The organism is Halomonas mongoliensis (assembly GCF_052496345.1).
This window is the reverse complement of the sequence record NZ_CP199288.1, coordinates 3,557,427-3,578,572: the sequence shown is the minus strand read 5'-3', so window position 1 is coordinate 3,578,572 and position 21,146 is coordinate 3,557,427. Positions and strand designations below refer to the sequence as shown.

19 protein-coding genes are annotated in these 21,146 nt (G+C 63.3%); 14 read left to right on the top strand and 5 right to left on the bottom strand.

Going from position 1 to position 21,146, the window contains the following annotated elements; translation table 11 throughout:
- Window positions 1-60: 60 nt before the first annotated feature.
- Entirely contained in the window at window positions 61-852 is a 792-nt protein-coding gene (gene cysQ / locus ACRYRV_RS16815) for a 3'(2'),5'-bisphosphate nucleotidase CysQ (RefSeq protein WP_445005908.1), read from the bottom strand.
- Between the two features lie 246 nt (window positions 853-1,098).
- On the opposite strand from cysQ, the gene ACRYRV_RS16810 reads away from it, so the two are divergent.
- Window positions 1,099-2,325, top strand: coding sequence for an RNA-guided endonuclease InsQ/TnpB family protein (locus ACRYRV_RS16810; RefSeq protein ID WP_444984403.1), 1,227 nt, complete (start codon window positions 1,099-1,101; stop codon window positions 2,323-2,325).
- A gap of 668 nt (window positions 2,326-2,993) precedes the next feature.
- Window positions 2,994-3,629 carry a hypothetical protein gene (locus tag ACRYRV_RS16805; RefSeq protein WP_444984404.1) on the top strand — a complete coding sequence of 212 codons (636 nt, stop codon included), beginning with the start codon at window positions 2,994-2,996 and terminating at the stop codon, window positions 3,627-3,629.
- A 51-nt stretch (window positions 3,630-3,680) separates the two neighbouring features.
- Here ACRYRV_RS16805 and ACRYRV_RS16800 read toward each other — a convergent pair whose 3' ends face one another.
- Window positions 3,681-4,568: a LysR family transcriptional regulator gene (locus ACRYRV_RS16800; protein ID WP_444984405.1), complete on the bottom strand. Its 888-nt coding sequence runs from the start codon at window positions 4,566-4,568 to the stop codon at window positions 3,681-3,683.
- A 107-nt stretch (window positions 4,569-4,675) separates the two neighbouring features.
- Here ACRYRV_RS16800 and ACRYRV_RS16795 point away from each other — a divergent pair, with 107 nt between their 5' ends.
- The gene (locus tag ACRYRV_RS16795) at window positions 4,676-5,794 is read left to right on the top strand and encodes a muconate/chloromuconate family cycloisomerase (protein ID WP_444984406.1); all 1,119 of its coding nucleotides are present in this window, start codon (window positions 4,676-4,678) and stop codon (window positions 5,792-5,794) included.
- Window positions 5,795-5,824: 30 nt separating this feature from the next.
- Window positions 5,825-6,115 carry a muconolactone Delta-isomerase gene (gene catC / locus ACRYRV_RS16790; protein ID WP_253451673.1) on the top strand — a complete coding sequence of 97 codons (291 nt, stop codon included), beginning with the start codon at window positions 5,825-5,827 and terminating at the stop codon, window positions 6,113-6,115.
- A 92-nt stretch (window positions 6,116-6,207) separates the two neighbouring features.
- Here catC and ACRYRV_RS16785 read toward each other — a convergent pair whose 3' ends face one another.
- The gene (locus tag ACRYRV_RS16785) at window positions 6,208-7,911 is read right to left on the bottom strand and encodes a sigma 54-interacting transcriptional regulator (protein ID WP_444984407.1); all 1,704 of its coding nucleotides are present in this window, start codon (window positions 7,909-7,911) and stop codon (window positions 6,208-6,210) included.
- Window positions 7,912-8,256: 345 nt separating this feature from the next.
- Between ACRYRV_RS16785 and ACRYRV_RS16780 the strand changes: the two genes are divergently transcribed.
- The 8 genes from ACRYRV_RS16780 to ACRYRV_RS16745 all read left to right on the top strand — a co-directional run bounded on the left by ACRYRV_RS16780 (window position 8,257) and on the right by ACRYRV_RS16745 (window position 16,150).
- On the top strand, window positions 8,257-8,496 hold the full coding sequence (locus ACRYRV_RS16780) for a phenol hydroxylase subunit (RefSeq protein ID WP_309636276.1): 240 nt from the start codon (window positions 8,257-8,259) through the stop codon (window positions 8,494-8,496).
- A gap of 50 nt (window positions 8,497-8,546) precedes the next feature.
- Entirely contained in the window at window positions 8,547-9,533 is a 987-nt protein-coding gene (locus ACRYRV_RS16775; RefSeq protein ID WP_299311055.1) for an aromatic/alkene monooxygenase hydroxylase subunit beta, read from the top strand.
- Between the two features lie 30 nt (window positions 9,534-9,563).
- Window positions 9,564-9,833, top strand: a complete 270-nt coding sequence (locus ACRYRV_RS16770; RefSeq protein ID WP_299311056.1) for an MmoB/DmpM family protein — start codon at window positions 9,564-9,566, stop codon at window positions 9,831-9,833.
- A 55-nt stretch (window positions 9,834-9,888) separates the two neighbouring features.
- Window positions 9,889-11,400 carry an aromatic/alkene/methane monooxygenase hydroxylase/oxygenase subunit alpha gene (locus ACRYRV_RS16765; RefSeq protein ID WP_253451683.1) on the top strand — a complete coding sequence of 504 codons (1,512 nt, stop codon included), beginning with the start codon at window positions 9,889-9,891 and terminating at the stop codon, window positions 11,398-11,400.
- Window positions 11,401-11,412: 12 nt separating this feature from the next.
- The gene (locus tag ACRYRV_RS16760) at window positions 11,413-11,775 is read left to right on the top strand and encodes a phenol hydroxylase subunit P4 (protein WP_444984408.1); all 363 of its coding nucleotides are present in this window, start codon (window positions 11,413-11,415) and stop codon (window positions 11,773-11,775) included.
- Window positions 11,776-11,790: 15 nt separating this feature from the next.
- Complete coding sequence (locus ACRYRV_RS16755; protein WP_444984409.1) at window positions 11,791-12,858, top strand: NADH:ubiquinone reductase (Na(+)-transporting) subunit F; 1,068 nt, start codon at window positions 11,791-11,793, stop codon at window positions 12,856-12,858.
- Window positions 12,859-12,907: 49 nt separating this feature from the next.
- Window positions 12,908-13,849, top strand: coding sequence for a catechol 1,2-dioxygenase (gene catA / locus ACRYRV_RS16750; RefSeq protein WP_253451689.1), 942 nt, complete (start codon window positions 12,908-12,910; stop codon window positions 13,847-13,849).
- Window positions 13,850-14,137: 288 nt separating this feature from the next.
- The gene (locus ACRYRV_RS16745; RefSeq protein ID WP_309636434.1) at window positions 14,138-16,150 is read left to right on the top strand and encodes a polysaccharide biosynthesis protein; all 2,013 of its coding nucleotides are present in this window, start codon (window positions 14,138-14,140) and stop codon (window positions 16,148-16,150) included.
- A 58-nt stretch (window positions 16,151-16,208) separates the two neighbouring features.
- Here ACRYRV_RS16745 and ACRYRV_RS16740 read toward each other — a convergent pair whose 3' ends face one another.
- Together ACRYRV_RS16740 and ACRYRV_RS16735 are read right to left on the bottom strand one after the other, a co-directional pair.
- Window positions 16,209-17,033 carry a hypothetical protein gene (locus tag ACRYRV_RS16740; protein WP_444984410.1) on the bottom strand — a complete coding sequence of 275 codons (825 nt, stop codon included), beginning with the start codon at window positions 17,031-17,033 and terminating at the stop codon, window positions 16,209-16,211.
- Window positions 17,033-17,620 carry a DUF805 domain-containing protein gene (locus ACRYRV_RS16735; protein ID WP_444984411.1) on the bottom strand — a complete coding sequence of 196 codons (588 nt, stop codon included), beginning with the start codon at window positions 17,618-17,620 and terminating at the stop codon, window positions 17,033-17,035. Before ACRYRV_RS16735 ends, ACRYRV_RS16740 begins: the two co-directional genes overlap by 1 nt.
- A 526-nt stretch (window positions 17,621-18,146) precedes the next feature.
- On the opposite strand from ACRYRV_RS16735, the gene ACRYRV_RS16730 reads away from it, so the two are divergent.
- Window positions 18,147-20,720 (top strand): sensor domain-containing phosphodiesterase, encoded by a 2,574-nt coding sequence (locus tag ACRYRV_RS16730; RefSeq protein WP_309636282.1) that lies wholly within the window; start codon window positions 18,147-18,149, stop codon window positions 20,718-20,720.
- A 154-nt stretch (window positions 20,721-20,874) separates the two neighbouring features.
- Complete coding sequence (locus ACRYRV_RS16725) at window positions 20,875-21,081, top strand: hypothetical protein (protein ID WP_309636283.1); 207 nt, start codon at window positions 20,875-20,877, stop codon at window positions 21,079-21,081.
- The last annotated feature ends 65 nt before the right edge of the window (window positions 21,082-21,146 follow it).

The window sequence follows — 21,146 nt, the reverse complement described above, 5'->3', positions numbered from 1 at the left end:
CGTATGCTCGCCCGGTTCTCCGGCTGGCGGGGGGCTCCCAGCGTTGTGCGTGCTGAAAGCTCAACCGCTGTGCCCCCATACGATAAAGTCGGGGTTGAGCACACGCTGCGGTGTGGCGTAGCAGAGAGAGTCTCCGGCAAGGTTGGTGACTCGGCCGCCGGCCTGCTCGACCACGGCTTGGGCTGCACCGGTGTCCCACAGGCAGGTCGGGCCGAAGCGCGGGTAAGCATCGGCGGCGCCTTCGGCCACCAGGCAGGACTTGAGCGAGCTGCCGACGGGCTGAAGGGTGTGGGGGCCGAGCGTTTCCAGCCAGCCGGCGAGGGCCGGGCTGGCATGGGAGCGGCTGCCCACCACCCGCCAAGTGCTACCGGGCGCGGGCTTGCCGGCTACCCGGATGGGCAGGCGCTCGCCACTCCTGCCTTTTCCCCACTCGACCTTGAAGGCGCCCACGCCTTCGGCGGCCAGATACGACACCTCCAGCGCCGGTGCCACCACCACGCCCAGCACGGGTCTGCCGTTCTCGATCAGTGCGATATTGACGGTGAACTCGCCGTTGCGCTTGATGAACTCCTTGGTCCCGTCCAGGGGGTCCACCAGCCAGTAGCGGCCTTCGGCATCGGGGCCGGCAAAGCCCGCCACGTCCTCCTCGGAGAGGATGGGGAGGCGCTGGGGCAGGGCGGCAAGGCCGGCCATGATCAGCCGATGGGCGGCCTGGTCGGCTTCCGTCAGGGGGCTCTTGTCCGCCTTCTCCTCCACCGAGAAGCCGCGGGCATAGATGGCCATGATGGCTGCGGCAGCCTCCTGGGCGATGCGTTCGGCGGCAGTGAGCAGGTCGGTAAGGTTTGGTGTCATCGTGGGTGCCTGAAGGTCGGAGAGTTCTTGTACCCGATATTCGCCTGCGTATCGAACTGCTCGACACCGACCCGCTGGTCTGGCGCCTGGTGGTGGTGCCTGAGCAGATCAATCTGCACCGTTTCCATCCAGAATCCGCAGGGTACCCACACCGAACAAGGTGTGAGGGGGAATGCGGTGTGAGCCGCTTGCAAGCCTCTTTGCCACTGCTAGTATGTGGATATATACAGTCATGGAGCGGTCTTGATGAAGCGCCAGCTCGGTTTGAAGTATCGCCTTGACCCGACGCCCCAGCAGGCGGCGCGGCTGCGCGTACTGGCCGGACATGCACGCTTCGTCTGGAATCACGCCTTGGCCGAATGCCTCGCCGCCCGGGAGCGGGGCGAACGGGTGCCGCGCTATGCCACCATGGCCGGCTGGGTCACCACCTGGAAACGCCAGGAGGCCACGGCCTTTCTCACCGAGGCCTATACCGACAACCTCGTACTCGCCGATATCGAGCTCAGGCGTCGTGCCCGCGTACAGCAGAAGCTCCGTGACCTCGACACGGCCTGGCAGCGGCATTTCACGCCGGGCTTGGCCGCCGACGCGCCCCGTTTCAAGAAGAAAGGCAAGTCGCGGGACGCCATCCGCTTCGTCAATTTCCCCAAATACTGCCGGCTCGATCATCGCCGCGTGAAGCTGACCGCCGGCCTGGGCTGGGTGCGTTTTCGCCAGTCGCGTCCGGTGGAAGGTAGGATCACCAGCTGCACCGTGGGCCTCGATGGCGGCCACTGGCACATCAGCTTCCAGGTCGAGGTGGAACTGGCGACGCCGCCCCGCCATCCGGCCACCGCCGCGGTGGGCCTGGACATGGGCGTGGCGCACTTCGCCGTGGATTCCCACGGCACGCCCCATGCCGGGCGCAACAGCTTCCGGCAACTGGAACCGCGTATCGCCACGACGCAGCGCCGACTCACGCACAAGACCCGGTTCTCCCGGAACTGGAAGAAGCAGAAAGCGCGCATCGCCCGACTACACCAGAAAGCCGCCAACGTCCGTCGCGACACCCTCCACAAGCTCTCGACCACCCTTTGCCAAAACCACGCCATGGTGGCCATCGAGGATCTGCGGGTGCGCAATATGACGACCTCTGCCAAGGGGTCCCTGGCGGCACCGGGCAATCGGGTGAAACAGAAGTCTGGATTGAACAAGGCCATTCTCGACCAGGGCTGGTTCGAGTTCCGGCGCCAGCTCACCTACAAGCAGGCGTGGCGGGGCGGCCTGCTGGTCGCCGTGCCGCCTCACCACACCAGCCAGACGTGCCCCGAGTGCGGGCATGTTGAGCCAGCCAACCGCCTCAGCCGAGCGCGCTTTCATTGCCAGGCCTGTGGGCATGCCGACCATGCCGATGTCGTCGGCGCCCGGAACATCCTGGCGAAAGCGCATGAGCACCTTTCAGGGCAGGTCCTGCCCGTAGCGCCTGTGAAGTGACCGGTGCGGTAAGGCCGTCAGCAGCAGGAACCGGCCACCCGAGCGATCGGGTTGGCACCCGACAGGGAATCCTCTTCCTGCGTCGCGTCAGCGCGAAGGGAGGGGAGGAGGTCAAGAGATCAGCTTCCAGATAGGTCACACCGGAGTGCCGGAAGAGATCGAGATCCAGGGCGAAGGTCTCGTCATCGGCATCCAGGTGCAGCTCGAAAGGCTGGCCGTCAATCTGGCCGGAGATGTGGCCTGTTTCTGCATATGCTGCAGCAGGGGAGATGGCCGCGAGTCCGAGAGCGCTGAAGGTGAAAGGAAGGAATCTGCGCATGAGGACGTTTTCAAGGTTGGAGGTAATAGCAGGCCGAGTAGAGGGGAACCATCAAAAAAGCTCACCCGTGCAGTGGAAGTCGTCACATTAACACTATGTTTGTTGTCCATTCTCATGGCGGGACGCGCTTCTGCTGTGTGCATGGTACTTCTCGATCACGATAGTGTTTACCATAGCAGGTAAATGTTTCTTCGCCCCCTCCTGCCCGGCACCTATACAGTGAACTCGGTCTGGATAGTCGTGCAGGGTCAGGAACAGCGTACAGCGTGTAAGATATTTGCCATTGCCCATAGCGCCCGCCTGGATAAGAATACGGTGCTTTTTTGCTCGACACAGGGAAGTGGCGGCCATGCTGAGGCGTGTATTCGGAAAGAAAACTGTGCGCTGCTGGGTCATCAAGCAGCTGGATACCCAGATGCTTCATCTCTGCTTGCTGGGACGTCCCGACTCACGGCTGAAGCCTGAGCCACTCAAGGAGGCATTGCGACAGCAGCGGTTCAGTGGTGGTATTTCCATGGGGGAGAGTGGACTGCTGCTGAACGCCAGGCTGTTTGACGCCCTGGTGCCGGAAGAGGATCTCGAACTTGCCCATGATGGGTTGGCGCATTGGCGAGGACGATTCTGGGTGGTGTCTCAGGTGCCACAGAAGTGCTGGACCTGGGAGGGAAGGCTGGTTGCCGAGCGTAACCATCTGAATGATCAGCCTCTCTTGGTCAGCCGAGAAGATGTGAGCGCAATAAGTCGGCGAGCAGAGCGCGCCTCTGGCCTGACCGACAAGGCGGTCTTTCGCTCGCAAGATGCACTGGAGGATCCCGACAAGGATATCCGGTACGCCATTGAGCGGGGCCTGAAATCTCGCGCTGAGTTTGCTCACCGCTACGAGCAGGACCTGGCCTTCGCGATGAGACGTTCGAATGAGCGCGATGAACCGGTTAGCGACGGCCATCTTGAATGCGAAACCTCTTCGCGGGTGGAGTCTCCATAGGAAGTCGTTGTCTCCGAAGGCGGAGATGGTTGTCGGTGCGACTCCACTGTCTTACCCGGGTGGGCGCTGACCACTGGCCAGACGCGCAATGGTGTCGGCAATTTTCCTGGAATCCCTTTCCCCTCGCCGAAAACTGCATATGACCGGTGTGGAAATCGCTCTGTCGGCCAGCGGGGCATACAGGATGCCCGAGCGCTGAATATTCTTGACCTGCTCCGGCACCAGGGTGATGCCTAGTCCCGATGCAACCAGGCCAAGTGCCGTCTGGAGTTCATTGGTCTCCTGTACAACGCTGATGGTCAACCCTCTTTGGTAGAACAGGCCCTGGATCATATCCGCCAGGCTGGGACGGGGGTGAGAGGGGAAGAGAATCAGTGGATAAGCTGCAAGCGCCTCCAGCGTTGGGGTAGTGCCGGCCAGGGGGTGATGTTCCGGTAGTGCGGCCAGCAGCGGCTCATCGAACAGCACCTCCTGTTCCACCTCCGGGTCATCGATCCGGAGCCTTCCGAACCCGATGTCGATGCGCCCCGTCTTGAGGGCGTGGACCTGCTGCACCGTGGTCAGCTCGATCAGGGTGAGCTCAATGTCATCTTTTTCGCGCAGCTCCCTTGCCAGCAACGGCAGCTGGTCGTGAAAGACCGAAGGGACGAAGCCTATCCCCAGCCTGGCGCGCTGGCGTTGCTCCATGCGCCGGATGGCCGTTGCCGTGGTCTCCACCTTATCCAGAAGCTGGCGAGCCTGCTCGTGAAGGAAGCGGCCGGTGGCGGTCAGGGCAAGCCCTTGGGGGCTCCTGACGAACAGACGAGAGCCGAGCTCCTCCTCCAGGGCCTTGATCTTGCGGGAGAGCGGCGGCTGGGTCATATGCAGCCGCTCAGCCGCCCGGGTCAGGTTGAGTTCCTCGGCGACGATACAGAAAGTGCGTAGCTGACGCAGCTCCATTATACCCTCCAGGGTATGGCAAGGTGCTCAAACAATATTGGTTTCGTCATCGCGGGGCAATCACACTGCTCGTCATTCCCGATATTTCCCTGGACCGAGCCTTTCCTATGACGACCGTGATTGACGCCATCGAGACGCTGCTGGTCGACCTGCCGACCATCCGTCCCCACAAGCTCTCCATGACCACTATGGCCTGCCAGACCCTGGTGATCGTGCGGATGCGCCACAGCGATGGCATCGAGGGCCTGGGGGAGGGCACCACCATCGGTGGATTGGCCTACGGCCCCGAGAGCCCCGAGAGCATCAAGTGCAACATCGACGCCTACCTGGCGCCGCTGCTGATCGGCCAGCCCTCCGGCAACGTCAACGCCCTGCGCGCCCTGCTCAACCGCCACGCCCGCGGCAACATGATCGCCAAGTCGGCGCTGGAGACCGCGCTGCTCGACGCCCAGGGCAAGCGCCTGGGCCTCTCCGTGGCCGAGCTCTTGGGCGGCGCCCGCCAGACCCACCTGCCGGTGCTCTGGACCCTGGCCAGCGGTGATACCGCCAAGGATATCGAGGAGGCGCAGCTGCGTCTCGAGCAGCGCCGCCACTGCGACTTCAAGCTGAAGATCGGCGCCAACCCGGTGAAGCACGACGTGCGCCACGTGGCCGCCATCAAGGAGGCCCTGGGCGATCGCGCCAGCGTGCGCGTCGACGTCAACCAGGCCTGGGACGAGTCCACCGCCGTCTACGGCATCCAGGCCCTGCAGGACGCCGGCATCGAGCTGATCGAGCAGGCGATTCCGGCCCGTGAGCATGCCGGCCTGATCCGCCTGGCCGACCGCTTCAACGTGCCGATGCTGGCCGACGAGGCGGTGCAGGACGCCCGCGACGGCCTCGACCTGGTGCGTGGCGGCTTCAGCGGCGCCTTCGCCCTCAAGATCGCCAAGTCCGGCGGCCTGCAGGGGGTGCTGGAGCTGGCCCACGTGGCCCAGGCCGCGGGCATCGGCCTCTACGGCGGCACCCTGCTGGAGGGCACCATCGGCACTGCCGCCTCCCTGCACGCCTGGGCGACCCTGCCCGAGATGGCCTGGGGCACCGAGATGTTCGGCCCGCTGCTGCTCAAGGACGACATCGTCGTCGAGCCGCTTCGCTACCGCGAGTTCGGCGTCGACCTGCCGGCCGGCCCGGGCCTCGGCATCACCCTCGACGAAGACAAGCTGGCGCACTACGCGCGCAAGTAAGAAACGATACGCAAACCGGAGAATCGAGCCATGCTGTTTCAGGTGGAAATGACCGTCAAGCTGCCCCCGTCCATGCCGGCCGAGCAGGCCGCCGAGATCAAGGCCACCGAGAAGGCCTACGCCCAGGAGCTGCAGCGCTCCGGCAAGTGGCGCCACCTGTGGCGGGTGGCCGGCAGCTACGCCAACGTCAGCATCTTCGACGTCGAGGACAACGCCGAGCTGCAGGAGATCATCTCCAACCTGCCCCTCTTCCCCTACATGGAGATCAGCGTCAAGCCGCTGTGCCGGCATCCCTCCTCGATTCGCGACGACGACAGCTGATCGCCGCCGCTGTCTGATAGCCGATATTCAGACGACTAGGCCCGCCAGTTGGCGGGCCTTGTCATGTCGGCGAGCGGCGCCTTCAGGCGCTGCTACATCATTCCCCGCTTCTTCAGCCGGTAGTCCAAGGCGGCCCGGCTCATGCCCAGGCGCCTGGCCGCTGCCGAGACGTTATGTCCAGCCTCCCTGTAGGCCTTCTCCAGCAAGGCCTGCTCCAGGGCGTCCAGCGACACCTCCGCCTCGAGTACCTGATCGCACAGTGAGTTCAGAAGGTCGTCGCTGCCTGTCTCGCTGGCCTGGCCGATATGACCGCTCTCGCTCAGCGTCTGGCCCGCCTTATGGCCAGGGTGCTGACCAAACAGGGCCTGTTCGCTGACGGAGTTGCCGTCACCGGCGAGGATCACGCCCCGTTCGATCAGGTTCTGCAGTTCGCGGATATTGCCCGGCCAGCGATGAGTGCGCAGCAGGGCCATGGCCTGATCGCTGAAGCCCAGCGTCTTGACGTGGTAGTGGCACTCGAAGCGTTCCAGGAAGTGCTCGGCCAGTAGAGGAATATCGTCGCGGCGATCGCGAAGGGGAGGGATCACCACCGGGTAGGCGTTGAGTCGATAGAAGAGGTCGGCCCGGAAGCGACCGTCCTGTACGCGCTCCATCAGATCGCCATGGGTAGCGGCGACAATACGTACATCAATGGTGTAGCTCCGCTGGCCGCCAACCCTTTCTATCTGCTTTTCCTGGAGGGCTCTGAGCAGCGCGGCTTGGGCACGCGGTGAGAGCTCGGCCAGCTCGTCCAGAAAGAGGGTACCGCCGTCCGCCCGTTCGAAGCGCCCGGCCCGCGACTGCACCGCACCGGTGTAGGCGCCCTTCTCGACGCCGAACAGCTCCGACTCGATCAGATCCGGAGGGATGGCCGCGCAGTTGACCGCAACGAAGGGCCCCTCGGCCCGGTCGCTCTGCTGATGAGCCCGGTGAGCGAGGATCTCCTTGCCGGTACCGGTCTCGCCCAGCAGCAGGATCGGTACCTCCGAGCGGGCGGCGCGGTCGATCAGGTCCAGCGCCCCCAGGAAGGCGGGCGACTGGCCGATGGGGCGGTAGTGCTCATCGCCCTTGTGGCGGGCGATATCGTCTTCCAGGTAGGCGATGCGCGACTGCAATTCATAGAGCTCGTCGATCAGCGGGTCTTCGCGGAAATGCTCGGCGAAGGTCGCATGATCCTCCCACTCATGGGCTGGCTTGCCGATGATTCTGCATCGTTCGTCGCCTCGCCCCCGGCACTCCACTTCCCGATACTGAATCTCCTGGCCAAGGAACTGGCTCGAGTAGGCGCAGGCGTAACCCAGCTGCATCCAGCATACGGGTTCGCCCAGAGAGGACTCCAGCTGCTCGCTGATCGCCACCTCATAGGAGTCTTGCCACTCGAATTCGCCGTAGAAGTGCCCTCGGCTCGGATCGATCTCCAGGGCCAGGGGAATCACCTTGACCAGGCCTCTCAAGGAGTGAAGCTGGGGGCCGGTCAGGAAGCCATCTTCCACCGACATCTCCTGGCCGCGTACGGCACGGGCCAGTTCTGCGTCCTTCAGGCCCGAATGGTAGCCCAGCCGCAGGAAGAAGCTCTTGGCACGCTTCAGGCCCAGAGTGCGAATGATTTCATGGCGGAAGGTAGCCATGGTCTGCAGCTGCATCAGCAGCATGCGCTGCTCTCCCAGCCATATCTGGCCCTCCCCGGGTAGAAAACGAAGTTTGTTGAGGATGTCGCGGCTGTCAGGGTAGCGCGGGGTCACCTCATGGCTAGGCATGCTCATGGTCATGGCGTCACAGGGTAGTTGTTAGTGTTGTGTATTATACTTTTGTCGGATTTTTTCGTGTGATTTGGGCTTTCCGACCCGAACAGCATAAGGCGCCATTGCCTCAGGTTTCCAGTCCATGTTCTCGAAGGGTTTCTCGCCTCCTGCGGTTTTCATGAAATGGCCAAGCTGCTGCGCAGCAATTCATGGTTTCCTTGATTCGAAGAGAGTGTCATGAAGCCTTTTTTCACCGGGCATTCCTTTTAGGTTATTGTTTCTTTTGTGTTTTTTTGGGTTTTTCGCCGGCCTGGCACAGGCCTTGTAACGGTAGTGGGGAACTCAACTGGAGTGGAAACCATGTCCCAGTCGGCTATCCCCCATGCTCTGAAGCGCTACGTAAGAGTGCGTGAGCGTGGCGAGCGATTCATCGAATTCGACTTCGCCATCGAGAACCCGGAGCTGTTCGTTGAGCTGATCATGCCGCCCATGGCCTTCGAAGAGTTCTGTGACAGAAACAACGTGACATTTATGAGCGATGAGCAGGCCAAGGCCGTCGATATTCAGATGGAGAAGTGGCGCTATAGCGTCAGCCACTGACGCCTGTATTAGACGGTAGACATCGCACAACAATAAATGAGGAATCCCCTATGAGTGTCGAGATCAAAACAGCGGAGATCACGCCGGTTCGCCAGACCTATGGTCATACCAAGCGCCGCTTCGGTGACAAGCCGGCGACGCGCTACCAGGAAGCCAGCTTCGATATCCAGCCGACTGCCAACTTCCATTACCGGCCGATGTTTGATGAGCACCATGAGCTCTATGACACCGGCTATACCGTGCTGAAGATGGAAGACTGGTACGCCTTCAGCGACCCCCGCCAGTTCTATTATGGCGCCTGGGTGGCGGCCCGCGCCAAGCTCCAGGAGAACACCGAGTCCAGCTTCGCCTTCTTCGAGAAGCGCGGCATGGGCGGCCGCCTGAGCGACGACGTTCGCCGCCTGGTGACCCGCTGCCTGCTGCCCCTGCGTCACGCCGAGATGGGCGCCAACATGAATAACGTAGGCATCGCTGCCAATGCCTACGGCACTACGTTGAGCCAGGCCCATATGTACCACGGCATGGATCGCCTGGCCGTTGCCCAGTACCTCTCTCGCATCGGTCTGCTGATCGACGACACGCCCGGGCTGCTGCTGGCCGAGGCCAAGACGCTGTGGATGGACGACCCCGCCTGGCAGGAAGTGCGCCGCTATGTGGAGGACTCCCTGGTGGTGGAGGACTGGGCGGAACTCTCCCTGGCCCAGAACCTGATCTTCGACGGCCTGCTCTATCCCTTCCTGCTGGAGTCCCTGGATGCGCGGCTGCTCGACATGGGGGGCGGCGATATCGCCATCCTTACCGACTTCATGGGTGACTGGTTCAAGGATGGCAGCCGCTTCATCGATGCCCTGTTCAAGACGCTGGCCGGCGAGAGCGAGGCCAACCGGGCACAGCTGGCCCGCTGGGTCGCCCACTGGCGCTGCCGTGCCATCGCGGCGCTGACCCCGGTGGCCATCGACGCCGATATCGAGCTCGACGACGCCCTGGCGGTACTGGACAAGCGTCTCATCAAGCTCGGCCTGCTCGAGACCCACTGAGCCCCTTACCCAGAATTCGGAGTCTGCCCCATGTCACGCGTCTTTATCGCCCTGCAGGACAACGAGAATGCCCGCTTTATCGTCGAGGCCATCAGCGAGGACAACCCTGCGGCCGAGGTCAAGCACAGCCCGGCCATGATCCGGGTCGAGGCCGACGACCGCCTGACCATTCGCCGCGAGACGGTGGAGGAGAAGCTGGGCCGCGACTGGGATACCCAGGAGCTCCAGGTGGACATGATCAGCATCGGCGGCAACGTCGACGAGGATGACGAGAGCTTCACCCTCTACTGGAACACCTGAGTCCCGACGACGCCATCACACGCCAGCCAACAATAATGGCGCAGGAGAGTTAGCCATGAATGCCAAGACCAGCAAGCGACTCAATATGAAGGAGCGCTACCGGATCATGACCCGGGACCTGGGCTGGGAGCCCAGCTACCAGCGCTACGAGGATATCTTCCCCCAGGAGAGCTTCGAGGGCATCAAGATCGTCGACTGGGATCAGTGGGAGGACCCCTTCCGGCTGACCATGGACAACTACTGGAAATTCCAGGCGGAGAAAGAGCGCAAGCTGTATGCGATCTTCGACGCGGTATCCCAGAACAACGGCCAGATGAAGATCTCCGATCCGCGCTACCTGAACGCGGTCAAGCTGTTCATCACCGCGGTGACGCCGCTGGAGTACAACGCCTACAAGGGGTATGCCCGGGTGGGCCGCCAGTTCGGCGGGGTGGGCGCGCGCATCGCCTGTCAGATGCAGTCCATCGACGAGCTGCGCCACACCCAGACCCAGATTCATGCCATGAGCCACTACAACAAGTACTTCGGTGGCATGCATGACTTCCCGCACATGTTCGATCGGGTCTGGTACCTGTCGGTGCCCAAGTCCTTCTTCGAGGATGCCTCGACCGCCGGTCCCTTCGAGTTCCTGACCGCGATCTCCTTCTCCTTCGAGTATGTGCTGACCAACCTGCTGTTCCTGCCCTTCATGTCCGGGGCCGCCTACAACGGCGATATGAACACCGTGACCTTCGGCTTCTCGGCCCAGTCCGACGAGGCGCGGCACATGACCCTGGGACTCGAGATCATCAAGTTCATCCTCGAGCAGCACGAGGACAACGTGCCCATCGTCCAGCAGTGGCTCGACAAGTGGCTGTGGCGCGGTTACCGGCTGCTGTCGATCGTCGGCATGATGATGGACTACATGCTGCCCAACAAGGTGATGTCCTGGTCCGAGGCCTGGACCCTGTACTACGAGGAGGCCGGCGGCGCCCTGTTCAAGGAGCTGGAGCGTTACGGCATTCGCCCGCCCAAGTATGCCGACCAGACCGTGATCGGCAAGGATCACGTCAGCCACCAGGCGTGGTTCATCTTCTACCAGTACGGTCACGCCACCGCCTTCAACACCTGGGTGCCCACCGCCAAGGAGATGGACTGGCTCTCCGAGAAGTACCCGGACACCTTCGACCGCCTCTACCGGCCGCGCTTCGAGCTGCTGGCCGAGAAGGCGGCCAAGGGCGAGCGCTTCTACAACAACACCCTGCCGCAGCTCTGCCAGGTGTGCCAGATCCCGCTGGCGATCACCGAGCCGGACGATGACACCCTGATCAGCCACCGCGACACCGTGCACGACGGCGAGCGCTACCACTTCTGCTCCGACGGCTGTCGCGACATCTTCCATCACGAGCCGGAGAAGTACGTCCAGGCCTGGCTGCCGGTGCACCAGATCCTGCAGGGCAACTGCGGCGGCGCCGACATGGAGAAGGTGATCGGCGACTACTACCGCATCGAAATGGGCGAAGACAACCTCGACTTCGAGGGCTCCGCCGAACAGCGCCGCTGGGCGGCGTGGAAACAGGCCGTTTAAGGAGGGGAGACCATGAGCGTTAGAGCCAACTATGCCAACTACCAGGGCCCGGTGCGCGACCGCGTCGAGAACTTCCACGGCAGCCAGCTGGTGTATGTGATGTGGGAGCGTCATCTGCTGTTCTGCGCGCCGCTCACCTTCCTCGCCGACCCGGCGATGTCCTTCGACGCCTTCCTGACCGAGGTGCTGACGCCGGCCCTGGCCCCCCATCCGGAGAGCGAGCTGCTCGACTTCGCCGAGGCCGAGTGGCGCCTCGACGGCGAGGCCTTCGAGCCCAGGGTTGACGCCACACTGGCCGACAACGGCATCGGTCACAAGTCACAGCTGCGGCTGATCACCCCGCGGCTGTCTGACCTCGCCGACGCCGCCATCTGAGGGGAGGGCAGCCACATGAGTTATGCAGTGACCATCGAACCCACCGGCGAGATCGTCGAGGTGGAGGAGGGCCAGACCCTGCTGGATGCGGCCCTGCGCCAGGGCGTCTGGCTGCCCTTTGCCTGCGGTCACGGCACCTGTGGCACCTGCAAGGTGCAGGTGCTGGAGGGCGAGACCGAGGTGGGCGACGCCTCGCCCTTCGCGCTGCTCGATATGGAGCGCGATGAGGGCTACCGGCTGGCCTGCTGTTGCCACCCGGAGAGCGACCTGGTGATCGAGGCGGACGTGGATGAGGACCCCGACTTCGCCGGTCATCCGGTGCAGGACTGGCAGGCCACCGTCAGCGCCATTACCGAGCTGACCCCGACCATCCGCGAGATTCGCCTGAGACTCGATGGCGAGGGCATGGCCTTCCAGGCAGGCCAGTATATCAACCTGCAGGTGCCCGGCGTGGAGGGCACCCGGGCCTTCTCCATCGCCTCGCCCCCGGCCGAGTCCGGCGAGCTGGCCCTGCATGTCCGCAAGGTCGAGGGCGGAGCGGCCACCACCTGGCTTCATGAGCAGCTCGAGGTGGGGCAACGCCTGGCGCTGAGCGGCCCTTACGGTCAGTTCTTCGTGCGCAGGTCCGATCCCAAGGACGTGATCTTTATCGCCGGAGGCTCAGGGCTCTCCAGCCCCGAGTCGATGATCCTCGACCTGCTGGCCGACCCCGAGGATAGCCGGCGCATCACCCTCTTCCAGGGGGCGCGCAACCTGGCAGAGCTCTACCACCGGGAGCGCTTCGAGCGTCTCGCCGCCGAGCATGAGCGCTTCACCTATGTGCCGGCGCTCAATGCGCCCCTGGACGACGACGCCTGGGACGGCTTCGTGGGCTTCGTGCACGACGCCGCCATCGCCCACTTCAAGGGCCGCTTCAGCGAGCACAAGGCCTACCTGTGCGGACCGCCGCCGATGATCGATGCGGCCATCACCGCCCTGATGCAGGGGCGACTCTTCGAGCGCGACATCCATATGGAGCGCTTCCTGACCGCCGCCGATGGCGCCGAGGGCGGCCAGCGCTCGGCGCTCTTCAAGCGGATCTAATGCCACCCATTGGCCGTTTCACCACAAGAATCACAAGGAGCAAGACGCCATGACCGTGAAGATTTTCGATACCCCCGAGGTGCAGGACTTCCTCAAGACCGTTGCCGGCTTCGATCAGGAGGGCGGCAGTGACCGCGCCAAGCAGATCGTCCATCGCCTGCTCTCCGACCTCTATAGGCTGATCGATGACTTCGACGTCACCCCGGAGGAGTTCTGGGCCACGGTGAGTCTGATGAACGAGCTCGGCAAAGCCTCCCAGTTCGGCCTGCTCTCTCCCGGGCTTGGCTTTGACCACTACCTGGACATGCGCATGGATGCGGTCGACGCCGAGGCCGAGCGCACCGGCGGCACGCCGCGTACCATCGAGGGGCCTCTCTACGTGGCCGGCGCCCCTGAGGCCGAGGGCTTTGCCCGCATGGACGACGGCAGCGATGCCGACAGCGAGGTGATGTGGCTGACCGGCCAGGTGCGCAACCTGGATGGCGAGCCGGTGCCCGGCGCCAGGGTGGAAATCTGGCACGCCAACGCCAAGGGCGGCTACTCCCACTTCGACCCGTCCCAGTCCGAGTACAACCTGCGTCGTACCATCATCGCCGATGACGAGGGGCGTTACCGGGCCCGCAGCATCATCCCCTCCGGCTACGGGGTGCCGGCAGGCAGCCCCACCGATCAGGTGCTCAAGGCCCTGGGGCGCCATGGCCAGCGTCCGGCACACATCCACTACTTCATCTCGGCCCCGGGTCACCAGCACCTGACCACTCAGATCAATCTAGCCGGCGATCCCTACACCTGGGACGACTTCGCCTTCGCCACCCGCGAGGAGCTGCTGGTAGATGGTCGGGCCGTCAACGATTCTGCCGAGGCCGAAGCGCGCGGCCTGGAGGGCCCCTTCACCGAGGTGGTCTTCGATATCACCCTGGCCAGGACCGCGGCCCCGGAGCTGCAGACGCGGCACAAGCGCCCCCGCGCCCTGGAAGAGGCCGCCGGTTAAGGCGTCCCTGCGAAAGATAGCCGGCGCCCCTGAGGCGCCGGTTCTCCCTCCAATGACGACAACAAGGAATTTCCCATGCGATACCACACCGGCTGACCCTGGGCGGCCGATTGTCCTTGCTGCGTGGGGCGTAGTCTGCTGCTTTTGTTGTAAGCCCTGGCTTACGCCTAGTGTCGGCGATTTGCCTGCTTCGCGGCAGTGAAGCCTGACTTTCTTGCTGATACAATTTGCTCTTAATTATTCTGATACTTCTCCTTCCTCAAGGATGAGAGGCCTCGCCCTGTGCTGATGAAATTTCTCCACCCCCTGTTCCGACTGCCGAGGCCCCACAAGCGAGCGATCCAGCTGCTGGCCGATGCCGGGCTGATCACGCTGAGCTTCCTGCTGGCCATGCTGCTGCGCCTTGACAGCTGGGCCTTCGTTGCCGAGTCGAGGGTCTGGTGGGTGCTGCCGGTGGTGATCCCGGTGAGCCTGGCCATCTTCATGCGCCTGGGCTTCTACCGCGCGGTGATTCGCTATATGAGCATGAAGGCGGTCCAGGCGGTGGCGGCCGGGGTAGGGGCGTCGGCGCTGGCGCTGCTGGTGGTCAACTACCTGTTCCAGCTGCCGGTACCGCGCTCGGTGCCCTTCATCTATGCCATGTTGGCGCTGCTGACCATCGGCGGAGTGCGCTTCGCGCTGCGCGCCCTCTACCTGCGCAACCAGCTGCGCTACAAGACGCGGGTGGTGATCTACGGTGCCGGCGCGGCGGGCCGCCAGCTGGTGGTGTCGCTGCGCCACGGCCAGGAGTACGAGCCGGTAGGCTTCGTGGACGACGCGGCTAACCTCGAGGGGGCCTTCATCCAGGGGCTGAAGGTCTATTCACCAGCGGAGCTCGGTCGCCTGATCAGGGATTATGGCGTCGAGAAGGTGCTGCTGGCGATCCCCAGCGCCTCACGGGCTCGGCGGCGGGCGATCCTCGAGCGACTGGAGACTCTGGACGTGCCGGTACAGACCATTCCCGGCATGGCCGATGTGGTGGCCGGCCGGGCGGAGATCAACGACCTGCGCGATGTGGCGGTGGAGGACCTGCTCGGTCGCGACCCCGTACCGCCGGAGTCCGGGCTGATGGGGGCCAATATCACCGGCAAGGTGGTCATGGTGACCGGGGCGGGGGGCTCCATCGGCAGCGAGCTGTGCCGCCAGATCCTGCGCCAGGCCCCGTCCCAGCTGCTGCTGCTGGAGCTCTCCGAATACAGCCTCTACCGCGTCGAGCAGGAGCTCCTGCAGATCGCCCGGGAAGAGGGCATCGACTGCCCGGTCAAGGCGCTGCTGGGCTCGGTACAGCACCGCAACCGAGTTCAGAAAATTCTCTCGACCTTCCAGGTCCAGACGATCTATCACGCCGCCGCCTACAAGCATGTGCCGATGGTGGAGCACAACGTGGTGGAGGGGCTGCGTAATAACGTGATGGGCACCCTGGAAACCGCACGGGCAGCGGTTGAGGCCGGGGTGGAGAGCTTTGTGCTCGTCTCAACCGACAAGGCGGTAAGACCCACCAATGTGATGGGGGCGAGCAAGCGTCTCGCCGAGCTGGTGTGCCAGGCGATGGCGCGGGCCCAGAACGGTACGCGCTTCAGCATGGTGCGCTTCGGCAATGTTCTCGGCTCCAGCGGCTCCGTGGTGCCGCTGTTCCGCCGCCAGATTGCCGCCGGCGGGCCGGTAACCGTGACCCACCCCGAGATCACTCGCTACTTCATGACCATTCCCGAGGCGGCCCAGCTGGTGATCCAGGCCGGCGCCATGGCCCGCGGCGGTGATGTCTTCGTTCTCGACATGGGCGAGCCGGTGAAGATCGCCGAGCTGGCCGGGCACCTGATCCGCCTCTCGGGCCTCGAGCCCTGCTACCCGGGAACCGACGACGGCGATCAGAGCCGTGGCGACATCGAGATCCGCTACTCAGGCCTGCGCCCTGGCGAGAAGCTCTACGAGGAGCTCCTGATCGGCGAAAACGTCAGCGAGACGCGCCACCCGCGGATCATGACCGCCAGTGAGATCTCCCTGGAGTGGGGCGAGATGGAGGGGCTGCTCGAGACGCTGTTCGACGCCTGCCTGATGTTCGATGCCCCGCGCATCCGTGAGCTGCTGGTCCAGGCGCCGCTGGGCTATCAGCCCCAGAGCGAGCTCGCTGACCTGGTGTGGGAGGAGCAGTTCCCGCGGCAGGCGGAGGAGCGCCCGCGGCAGGAGAAGGAGAGTGGCCCGGCTAGCCGTAGGCAGAAGATCGTGGCGCTGAGACCCAAGTCGACCTCGGAGGCGAGCTGAGCCGCGCCTCGCGTGTGACAACCGGCGCTGAACATCAAGTGCCAGGGTCCCGGATAATTCACTCTTTGGCGAGGTTGGGGGCAACCCGAACAAAGTACCAGTTAAGGCCGTCCTGAAGGTGGTAGACCGGGCTGTTGGTGCAGCCTCCATGGTCGTTGAGGAATCTGTCCAGGTCCTGATAGGCATAGCGCCTGACCATGTCGAGATCATTGACCTCCTGTAGCCAGGCCATGTTGGACTGGCTGTTGTCAAGGGCCACCTCTATGGTTTTCAGGGTGACGGCAATGATCATGAGGGCGTCTAGCGTGCCTTTTGCCAAGCCTGCGAACGCCGATGGCTCCCAGCCACAACGGTTGATCATCCTGTTGGATAAGTGTGAGGCGTAAAGGGCATTGATCAACCGGCTATCCCGGCTTTGTTGGTAGGCTCTGTCTTGACGATTATAGATATCCTCCATGATAAAGGGGTTTCGGAACCGATTGTTATTGAAGTAGCTAGGCGGTTCGGGCTCAGGTTCGGTTGGCCTGATATCAGTCGAGCCGTTGCTCCCGGCATGGGTGGGTTCAACGTTTTCCTTTTGGTAGCCAACAAAGACGAAGAAGAGAAAGATAGAGAGTGACACGCCCGCGATGATCCAGATGTCGGCTCTTTTTTTGCTCGGAGGCCTGCCCTCGCTCTGGTTCCTGTCGATCTCTCCGTGCTGCGGGCTGCCCTCCTGTGGCCTAGGCGGGGATTGCCCCTCTGCGGAGCGGGTTGCGCTCTGGTGAGGCTCGTTGATACTGTCTTTGCCTCGGGTGATGATCGCCAGCTTCCGATGGTACTCCTCCTCGCTAATCTCGCCATTCTCCCATTGCTCCCTCAGCAACTCTTTTATCGTTTTCATCACGCCTCTCCCATCAACCTTTGGCGCATCTGCTGATACTCCTTGTCATTGATGGCTCCAGACTGGCGAAGTGCTTCCAGCTTGTCGATTTCCTCCATCAGCGCCTTGACTTCCCGTGCCTGCGCGGATTTTTTCACCTGCTCCTCGGAGGGGAGGCAGGCAAACACCAGGAGGAGTATCGACGATATGATCGCAATGATGACAATGAAGCCGGAAAATATCAGTGTGCCCGACGGTATGGCGTGATGAGGAATTCCGCCAAGGAAGAGGTCGGTCAAGAGCATCATGGCGCCACTTCCATAGGCGATGTAGGCAAGAGTCGGCCCTCTTCCGGTATCATTGAGCCTGCGGATCGCAACTGCGAGACCAGGCCACAGGTGCGCAAGGGTCCAGAGCAGTGTCAGGATCTTGAAGAGAGTTGATAGTGGTGAGCCAAGTGTGGTGAAGGCAATTTCCAGCAATGACAGGGGGAGGGATACTGCGAAGACGACGAGAAAAAAGTACCAGAACTCCGGTCGCCCTGATTTTCCCTTGAAATCATTGCGGCGTTTGATGGCAGTGATGTAGTTGTCTGTTATTGTTTTCATGATGATGCTCCATTGCTTGATGACTCATTGTGGAGCTTGATTGATCGAGCAGCTGGCGTTTCTTGAGAGCTGTTATGAGATAGAATTTCCCATAAGTATAGGGATGGAGTGTTGTGGCAGCTACAGTAGATGATTAATGGCGCTGGCATGGTGGGCATGACCCCCGATGGACTATATCTACAGCCTTACTTATATGCGAAAACACAGTATCGGCCAGCCACGTCCGCTGACTTTCGGGGGCTTCGCCTATCGCCCCAAGAGCGTGATGATCGAGGCCTGGCAGCTCCTGGCGGACTAGTCGCAACCACGTTGACACCCTGGCAGGCGACCTTCAGAGTCAAACATTCACTCGCTGGCCTGCGCTGGCTGGAGGGCAGCTCGAGCCCTTCGCCACAGGAGGATGGCAGCATCATCTGGCACGGCCATATCCGGGAAATCACCGAGTTCAAGCAACAGGAGCGGGAGTTGGAGTTCATCGCCCACTATCACCTGCTGGCCGGCATCCCCAGCTGCATGGAGCCATATCATGCTTGATGAACTGGCGCTGATGGAGGCCCAGCAGGTCGTCCATGAACGGATCGCCCAGCAGCTTCCGCTGGAAGAGACCTTCGATGCCATCTCGCGTTGGATCGAGGTGATGCTGCCGGATGCCGTCGTGGCCTTCATGGGCTTCGATGCCAAGCAGCAGACGCTCAGCCTGATCCCGAGCCAGCGCTTCTCACCGGCCTATCAGGCCCGCCTTCAGGCCGTCCCCGTCGGGCCGGATGCCGCCTCCTTCGGCGCTGCGGCCTTCTGCCGTCAGCAGGTGGTCACCGAGGATATCCGCACGGACCCCCGCTGGGCGGCGTTTCGCGATGCTGCAGAACGCGAGGGCCTGCGCGCCTGCTGGTCGAACCCGGTGCTGGCGCCGGATGGCGAGCTGCTGGGCACCTTCGGTACCTACTTTCGCAAGTCCCGTCACCCCACCGAGACGAGCCGGCGCCGCCTGAGGCAGGCAGCGGCGCTGGTGGCGCTGGCGATCCTGCGTGACCGCGATGCCTCCAGTCACCGGGCGCTCTTTGAGTGGCACCGTTCGCTGTTCGTGAACCATCCCGACGGCGTCTATGTGTTCGACCTGGAGGGCCGCTTCCAGCGTGGCAATGCGGCGCTGTCGCGGATCACGGGGTATCCCGAGGCCGACCTGATCGGCCGGCACTTCAACGAGTTCATCGAGCCTGACTACTGGGAGCTGACCCAGGCGGGCTTCGATGCCGCCCGAGCGGGGGGCTCACGCCAGTACGAGACCCTGGGGACCCATCGCGAAGGGCATGCCTATCGGCTGGAGATCCTGAACTTCCCGGTTTCCGTGGACGGCGAGATCGTCGGGGTCTACGGCATCTGTCGCGATATCACCGAGCGCAAGCGGGTGGAGGAGGCCCGGCGGCTGCTGGAGCGCGGCGTTCAGGCCAGCCCCAACGGGGTGGTCATGGCCGATGCCCGCCGCGCCGACATGCCGCTGGTGTATGCCAACGATGCCTTCTATGCGCTCACCGGCTATGGGCCAGATGAGGTGCTGGGCCACAACTGCCGATTCCTGCAGGGGGCAGATACCGACCCCGAAGCGGTGAGCGTGATTCGCCGGGCCATCGCCGAGCGGCAGTCCACGGATGTCACTCTGCTCAACTATCGCAAGGACGGCACGCCCTTCTGGAACCACCTGTCGCTGAGCCCGGTGCTCGATGAGGCGGGCAGCTGCAGTCACTATATCGGCATTCAGCAGGATATGACCCGGCAGCACGAGCAGGAGGCCCAGCTGGCCCACCAGGCGTCCCATGATCCGCTGACCGGCCTGCCCAACCGTACCGCCTTCGATGAGCAGCTGAAAGCCGCCTTTGCCCGAGCACTGCGGGCCGGGCACCGCCTGGTGGTGATGCACCTTGGCCTGGATGGCTTCAAGGCGGTGAATGACGGGCTGGGCTACCACATCGGCAATCAGCTGCTGGTGGCGGTCAGCGAGCGACTGCACCAGGTGGTGGGCCCGGATAATGTCCTGGCACGCCTGACCGGTGACGAGTTCGCGCTCCTGCTCCCTGACCTTGACGGCTGCCAGGCCGGCAGCAAATGGATCGAGGGGATCCTGGACATCCTCTCCCAGCCGTTCATCATCGAGCAGAGGCCGCTGCTTATTAGTGCCAGCATCGGTGTCGCCTGCAATGATGAAGGCGTGGCACATGCCTACGAGCTGATGCAGCGCGCCGACCTGGCCATGGCCGATGCCAAGCGAAAGGGCCGCAACACCTGGTGCTGGTACCAGGGCGACCAGCAGCGGATCACCGAGGAGGCGGTGCTGCTGCGCCACGACCTGCATAAGGCACTCCTTGAGGAGCAGTTCGAGCTCTACTACCAGCCCATCGTCGAGGCGGTGAGCGGGCGAGTCCGCGGGCTGGAGGCGCTGATTCGCTGGCATCACCCCGAACGCGGCATGATCTCCCCCGGGGTGTTTATCCCGCTGGCCGAGCAGACCGGGCAGATCATCCACCTGGGGCGCTGGATCCTGCGTCGCGCCTGTCAGGACGCCGCCGCCCTGCGCGCAGAGGGCGAGCGGGTGGTGCCGGTGGCTGTCAACATCTCCTCCCTGCAGTTTCTGCGCGACGGCTTCCTGGCGGATCTTCAGGCGGCGCTGGAGGATGCCGGCCTGCCTCCCGGGCTGCTGGAGCTGGAGGTCACCGAAAGCGTGCTGCTCGACGGGGTCGACCAGGCCATCGAGCTGATCAATGGCCTCAAGGCGATAGGCGTCCGCGTCGCCCTGGACGATTTCGGCACCGGTTTCTCCAGCCTCAGCTATCTGCGCGACCTGCCGATCCACAAGGTCAAGCTCGACCGCGCCTTCATTCAGGATATCGTGACCAACCGCAGCAATGCCGCCATCGTGCAGGGCATCATCACCATGGCGCACCACCTGGACCTGGTGGTGGTGGCCGAGGGAATCGAGGAGAGCGAGCAGCAGCAGGACCTCATTCGCCGCGGCTGTGACCTGCTCCAGGGTTTCTACTTTGCCAGGCCCATGCCGCGGCAGGCGTTGCAGGCGCTGCCGGATCGGCTGCCCGTGCCCCCCGGCTAGACACTCGCCGGGCGCTGATGGCAACGGACACGGCCAGGCACTCTCGAGCAGTAGGCTCGGTGTAGGATATGACTTACACAGAGGATGGTGTTTCTCGGCTATTCTTGGACTAGCGAGCTAGTTAATCTGGCTTAGTACTCCAGGGAGGGGCGTCATGATACCCATCAGCCTTGAACGTGACCCGGTGGGCACCTTCATCATGCGGTGCCAGTGTGGGAGCGTGGAGATCGGGCGAGGCGAAACGCGCTGGCAGGCGTTCGTGATCGAGCCTGAGCCCAACGGCTTTGCGCTGGTAACCTGCCGGCAGTGCCACGCCCAGGCTCGCCTTGACGAGCCACGCCCGGCGGTGATGGAGAAGTAAATCGGAATCGATCAGACATCAGGGCCCTTCGGGGCCCTGTTTGCTCGCCCGAGCGACGCCTTATC

Bases quoted from the DNA above. Each gene is read 5' to 3' on its own strand.
- cysQ (WP_445005908.1), bottom strand. From the start codon at position 852: ATGACACCAAACCTTACCGACCTGCTCACTGCCGCCGAACGCATCGCC.
- ACRYRV_RS16810 (WP_444984403.1), top strand. From the start codon at position 1,099: ATGAAGCGCCAGCTCGGTTTGAAGTATCGCCTTGACCCGACGCCCCAG.
- ACRYRV_RS16805 (WP_444984404.1), top strand. From the start codon at position 2,994: ATGCTGAGGCGTGTATTCGGAAAGAAAACTGTGCGCTGCTGGGTCATC.
- ACRYRV_RS16800 (WP_444984405.1), bottom strand. From the start codon at position 4,568: ATGGAGCTGCGTCAGCTACGCACTTTCTGTATCGTCGCCGAGGAACTC.
- ACRYRV_RS16795 (WP_444984406.1), top strand. From the start codon at position 4,676: ATGACGACCGTGATTGACGCCATCGAGACGCTGCTGGTCGACCTGCCG.
- catC (WP_253451673.1), top strand. From the start codon at position 5,825: ATGCTGTTTCAGGTGGAAATGACCGTCAAGCTGCCCCCGTCCATGCCG.
- ACRYRV_RS16785 (WP_444984407.1), bottom strand. From the start codon at position 7,911: ATGCCTAGCCATGAGGTGACCCCGCGCTACCCTGACAGCCGCGACATC.
- ACRYRV_RS16780 (WP_309636276.1), top strand. From the start codon at position 8,257: ATGTCCCAGTCGGCTATCCCCCATGCTCTGAAGCGCTACGTAAGAGTG.
- ACRYRV_RS16775 (WP_299311055.1), top strand. From the start codon at position 8,547: ATGAGTGTCGAGATCAAAACAGCGGAGATCACGCCGGTTCGCCAGACC.
- ACRYRV_RS16770 (WP_299311056.1), top strand. From the start codon at position 9,564: ATGTCACGCGTCTTTATCGCCCTGCAGGACAACGAGAATGCCCGCTTT.
- ACRYRV_RS16765 (WP_253451683.1), top strand. From the start codon at position 9,889: ATGAATGCCAAGACCAGCAAGCGACTCAATATGAAGGAGCGCTACCGG.
- ACRYRV_RS16760 (WP_444984408.1), top strand. From the start codon at position 11,413: ATGAGCGTTAGAGCCAACTATGCCAACTACCAGGGCCCGGTGCGCGAC.
- ACRYRV_RS16755 (WP_444984409.1), top strand. From the start codon at position 11,791: ATGAGTTATGCAGTGACCATCGAACCCACCGGCGAGATCGTCGAGGTG.
- catA (WP_253451689.1), top strand. From the start codon at position 12,908: ATGACCGTGAAGATTTTCGATACCCCCGAGGTGCAGGACTTCCTCAAG.
- ACRYRV_RS16745 (WP_309636434.1), top strand. From the start codon at position 14,138: ATGAAATTTCTCCACCCCCTGTTCCGACTGCCGAGGCCCCACAAGCGA.
- ACRYRV_RS16740 (WP_444984410.1), bottom strand. From the start codon at position 17,033: ATGAAAACGATAAAAGAGTTGCTGAGGGAGCAATGGGAGAATGGCGAG.
- ACRYRV_RS16735 (WP_444984411.1), bottom strand. From the start codon at position 17,620: ATGAAAACAATAACAGACAACTACATCACTGCCATCAAACGCCGCAAT.
- ACRYRV_RS16730 (WP_309636282.1), top strand. From the start codon at position 18,147: ATGCTTGATGAACTGGCGCTGATGGAGGCCCAGCAGGTCGTCCATGAA.
- ACRYRV_RS16725 (WP_309636283.1), top strand. From the start codon at position 20,875: ATGATACCCATCAGCCTTGAACGTGACCCGGTGGGCACCTTCATCATG.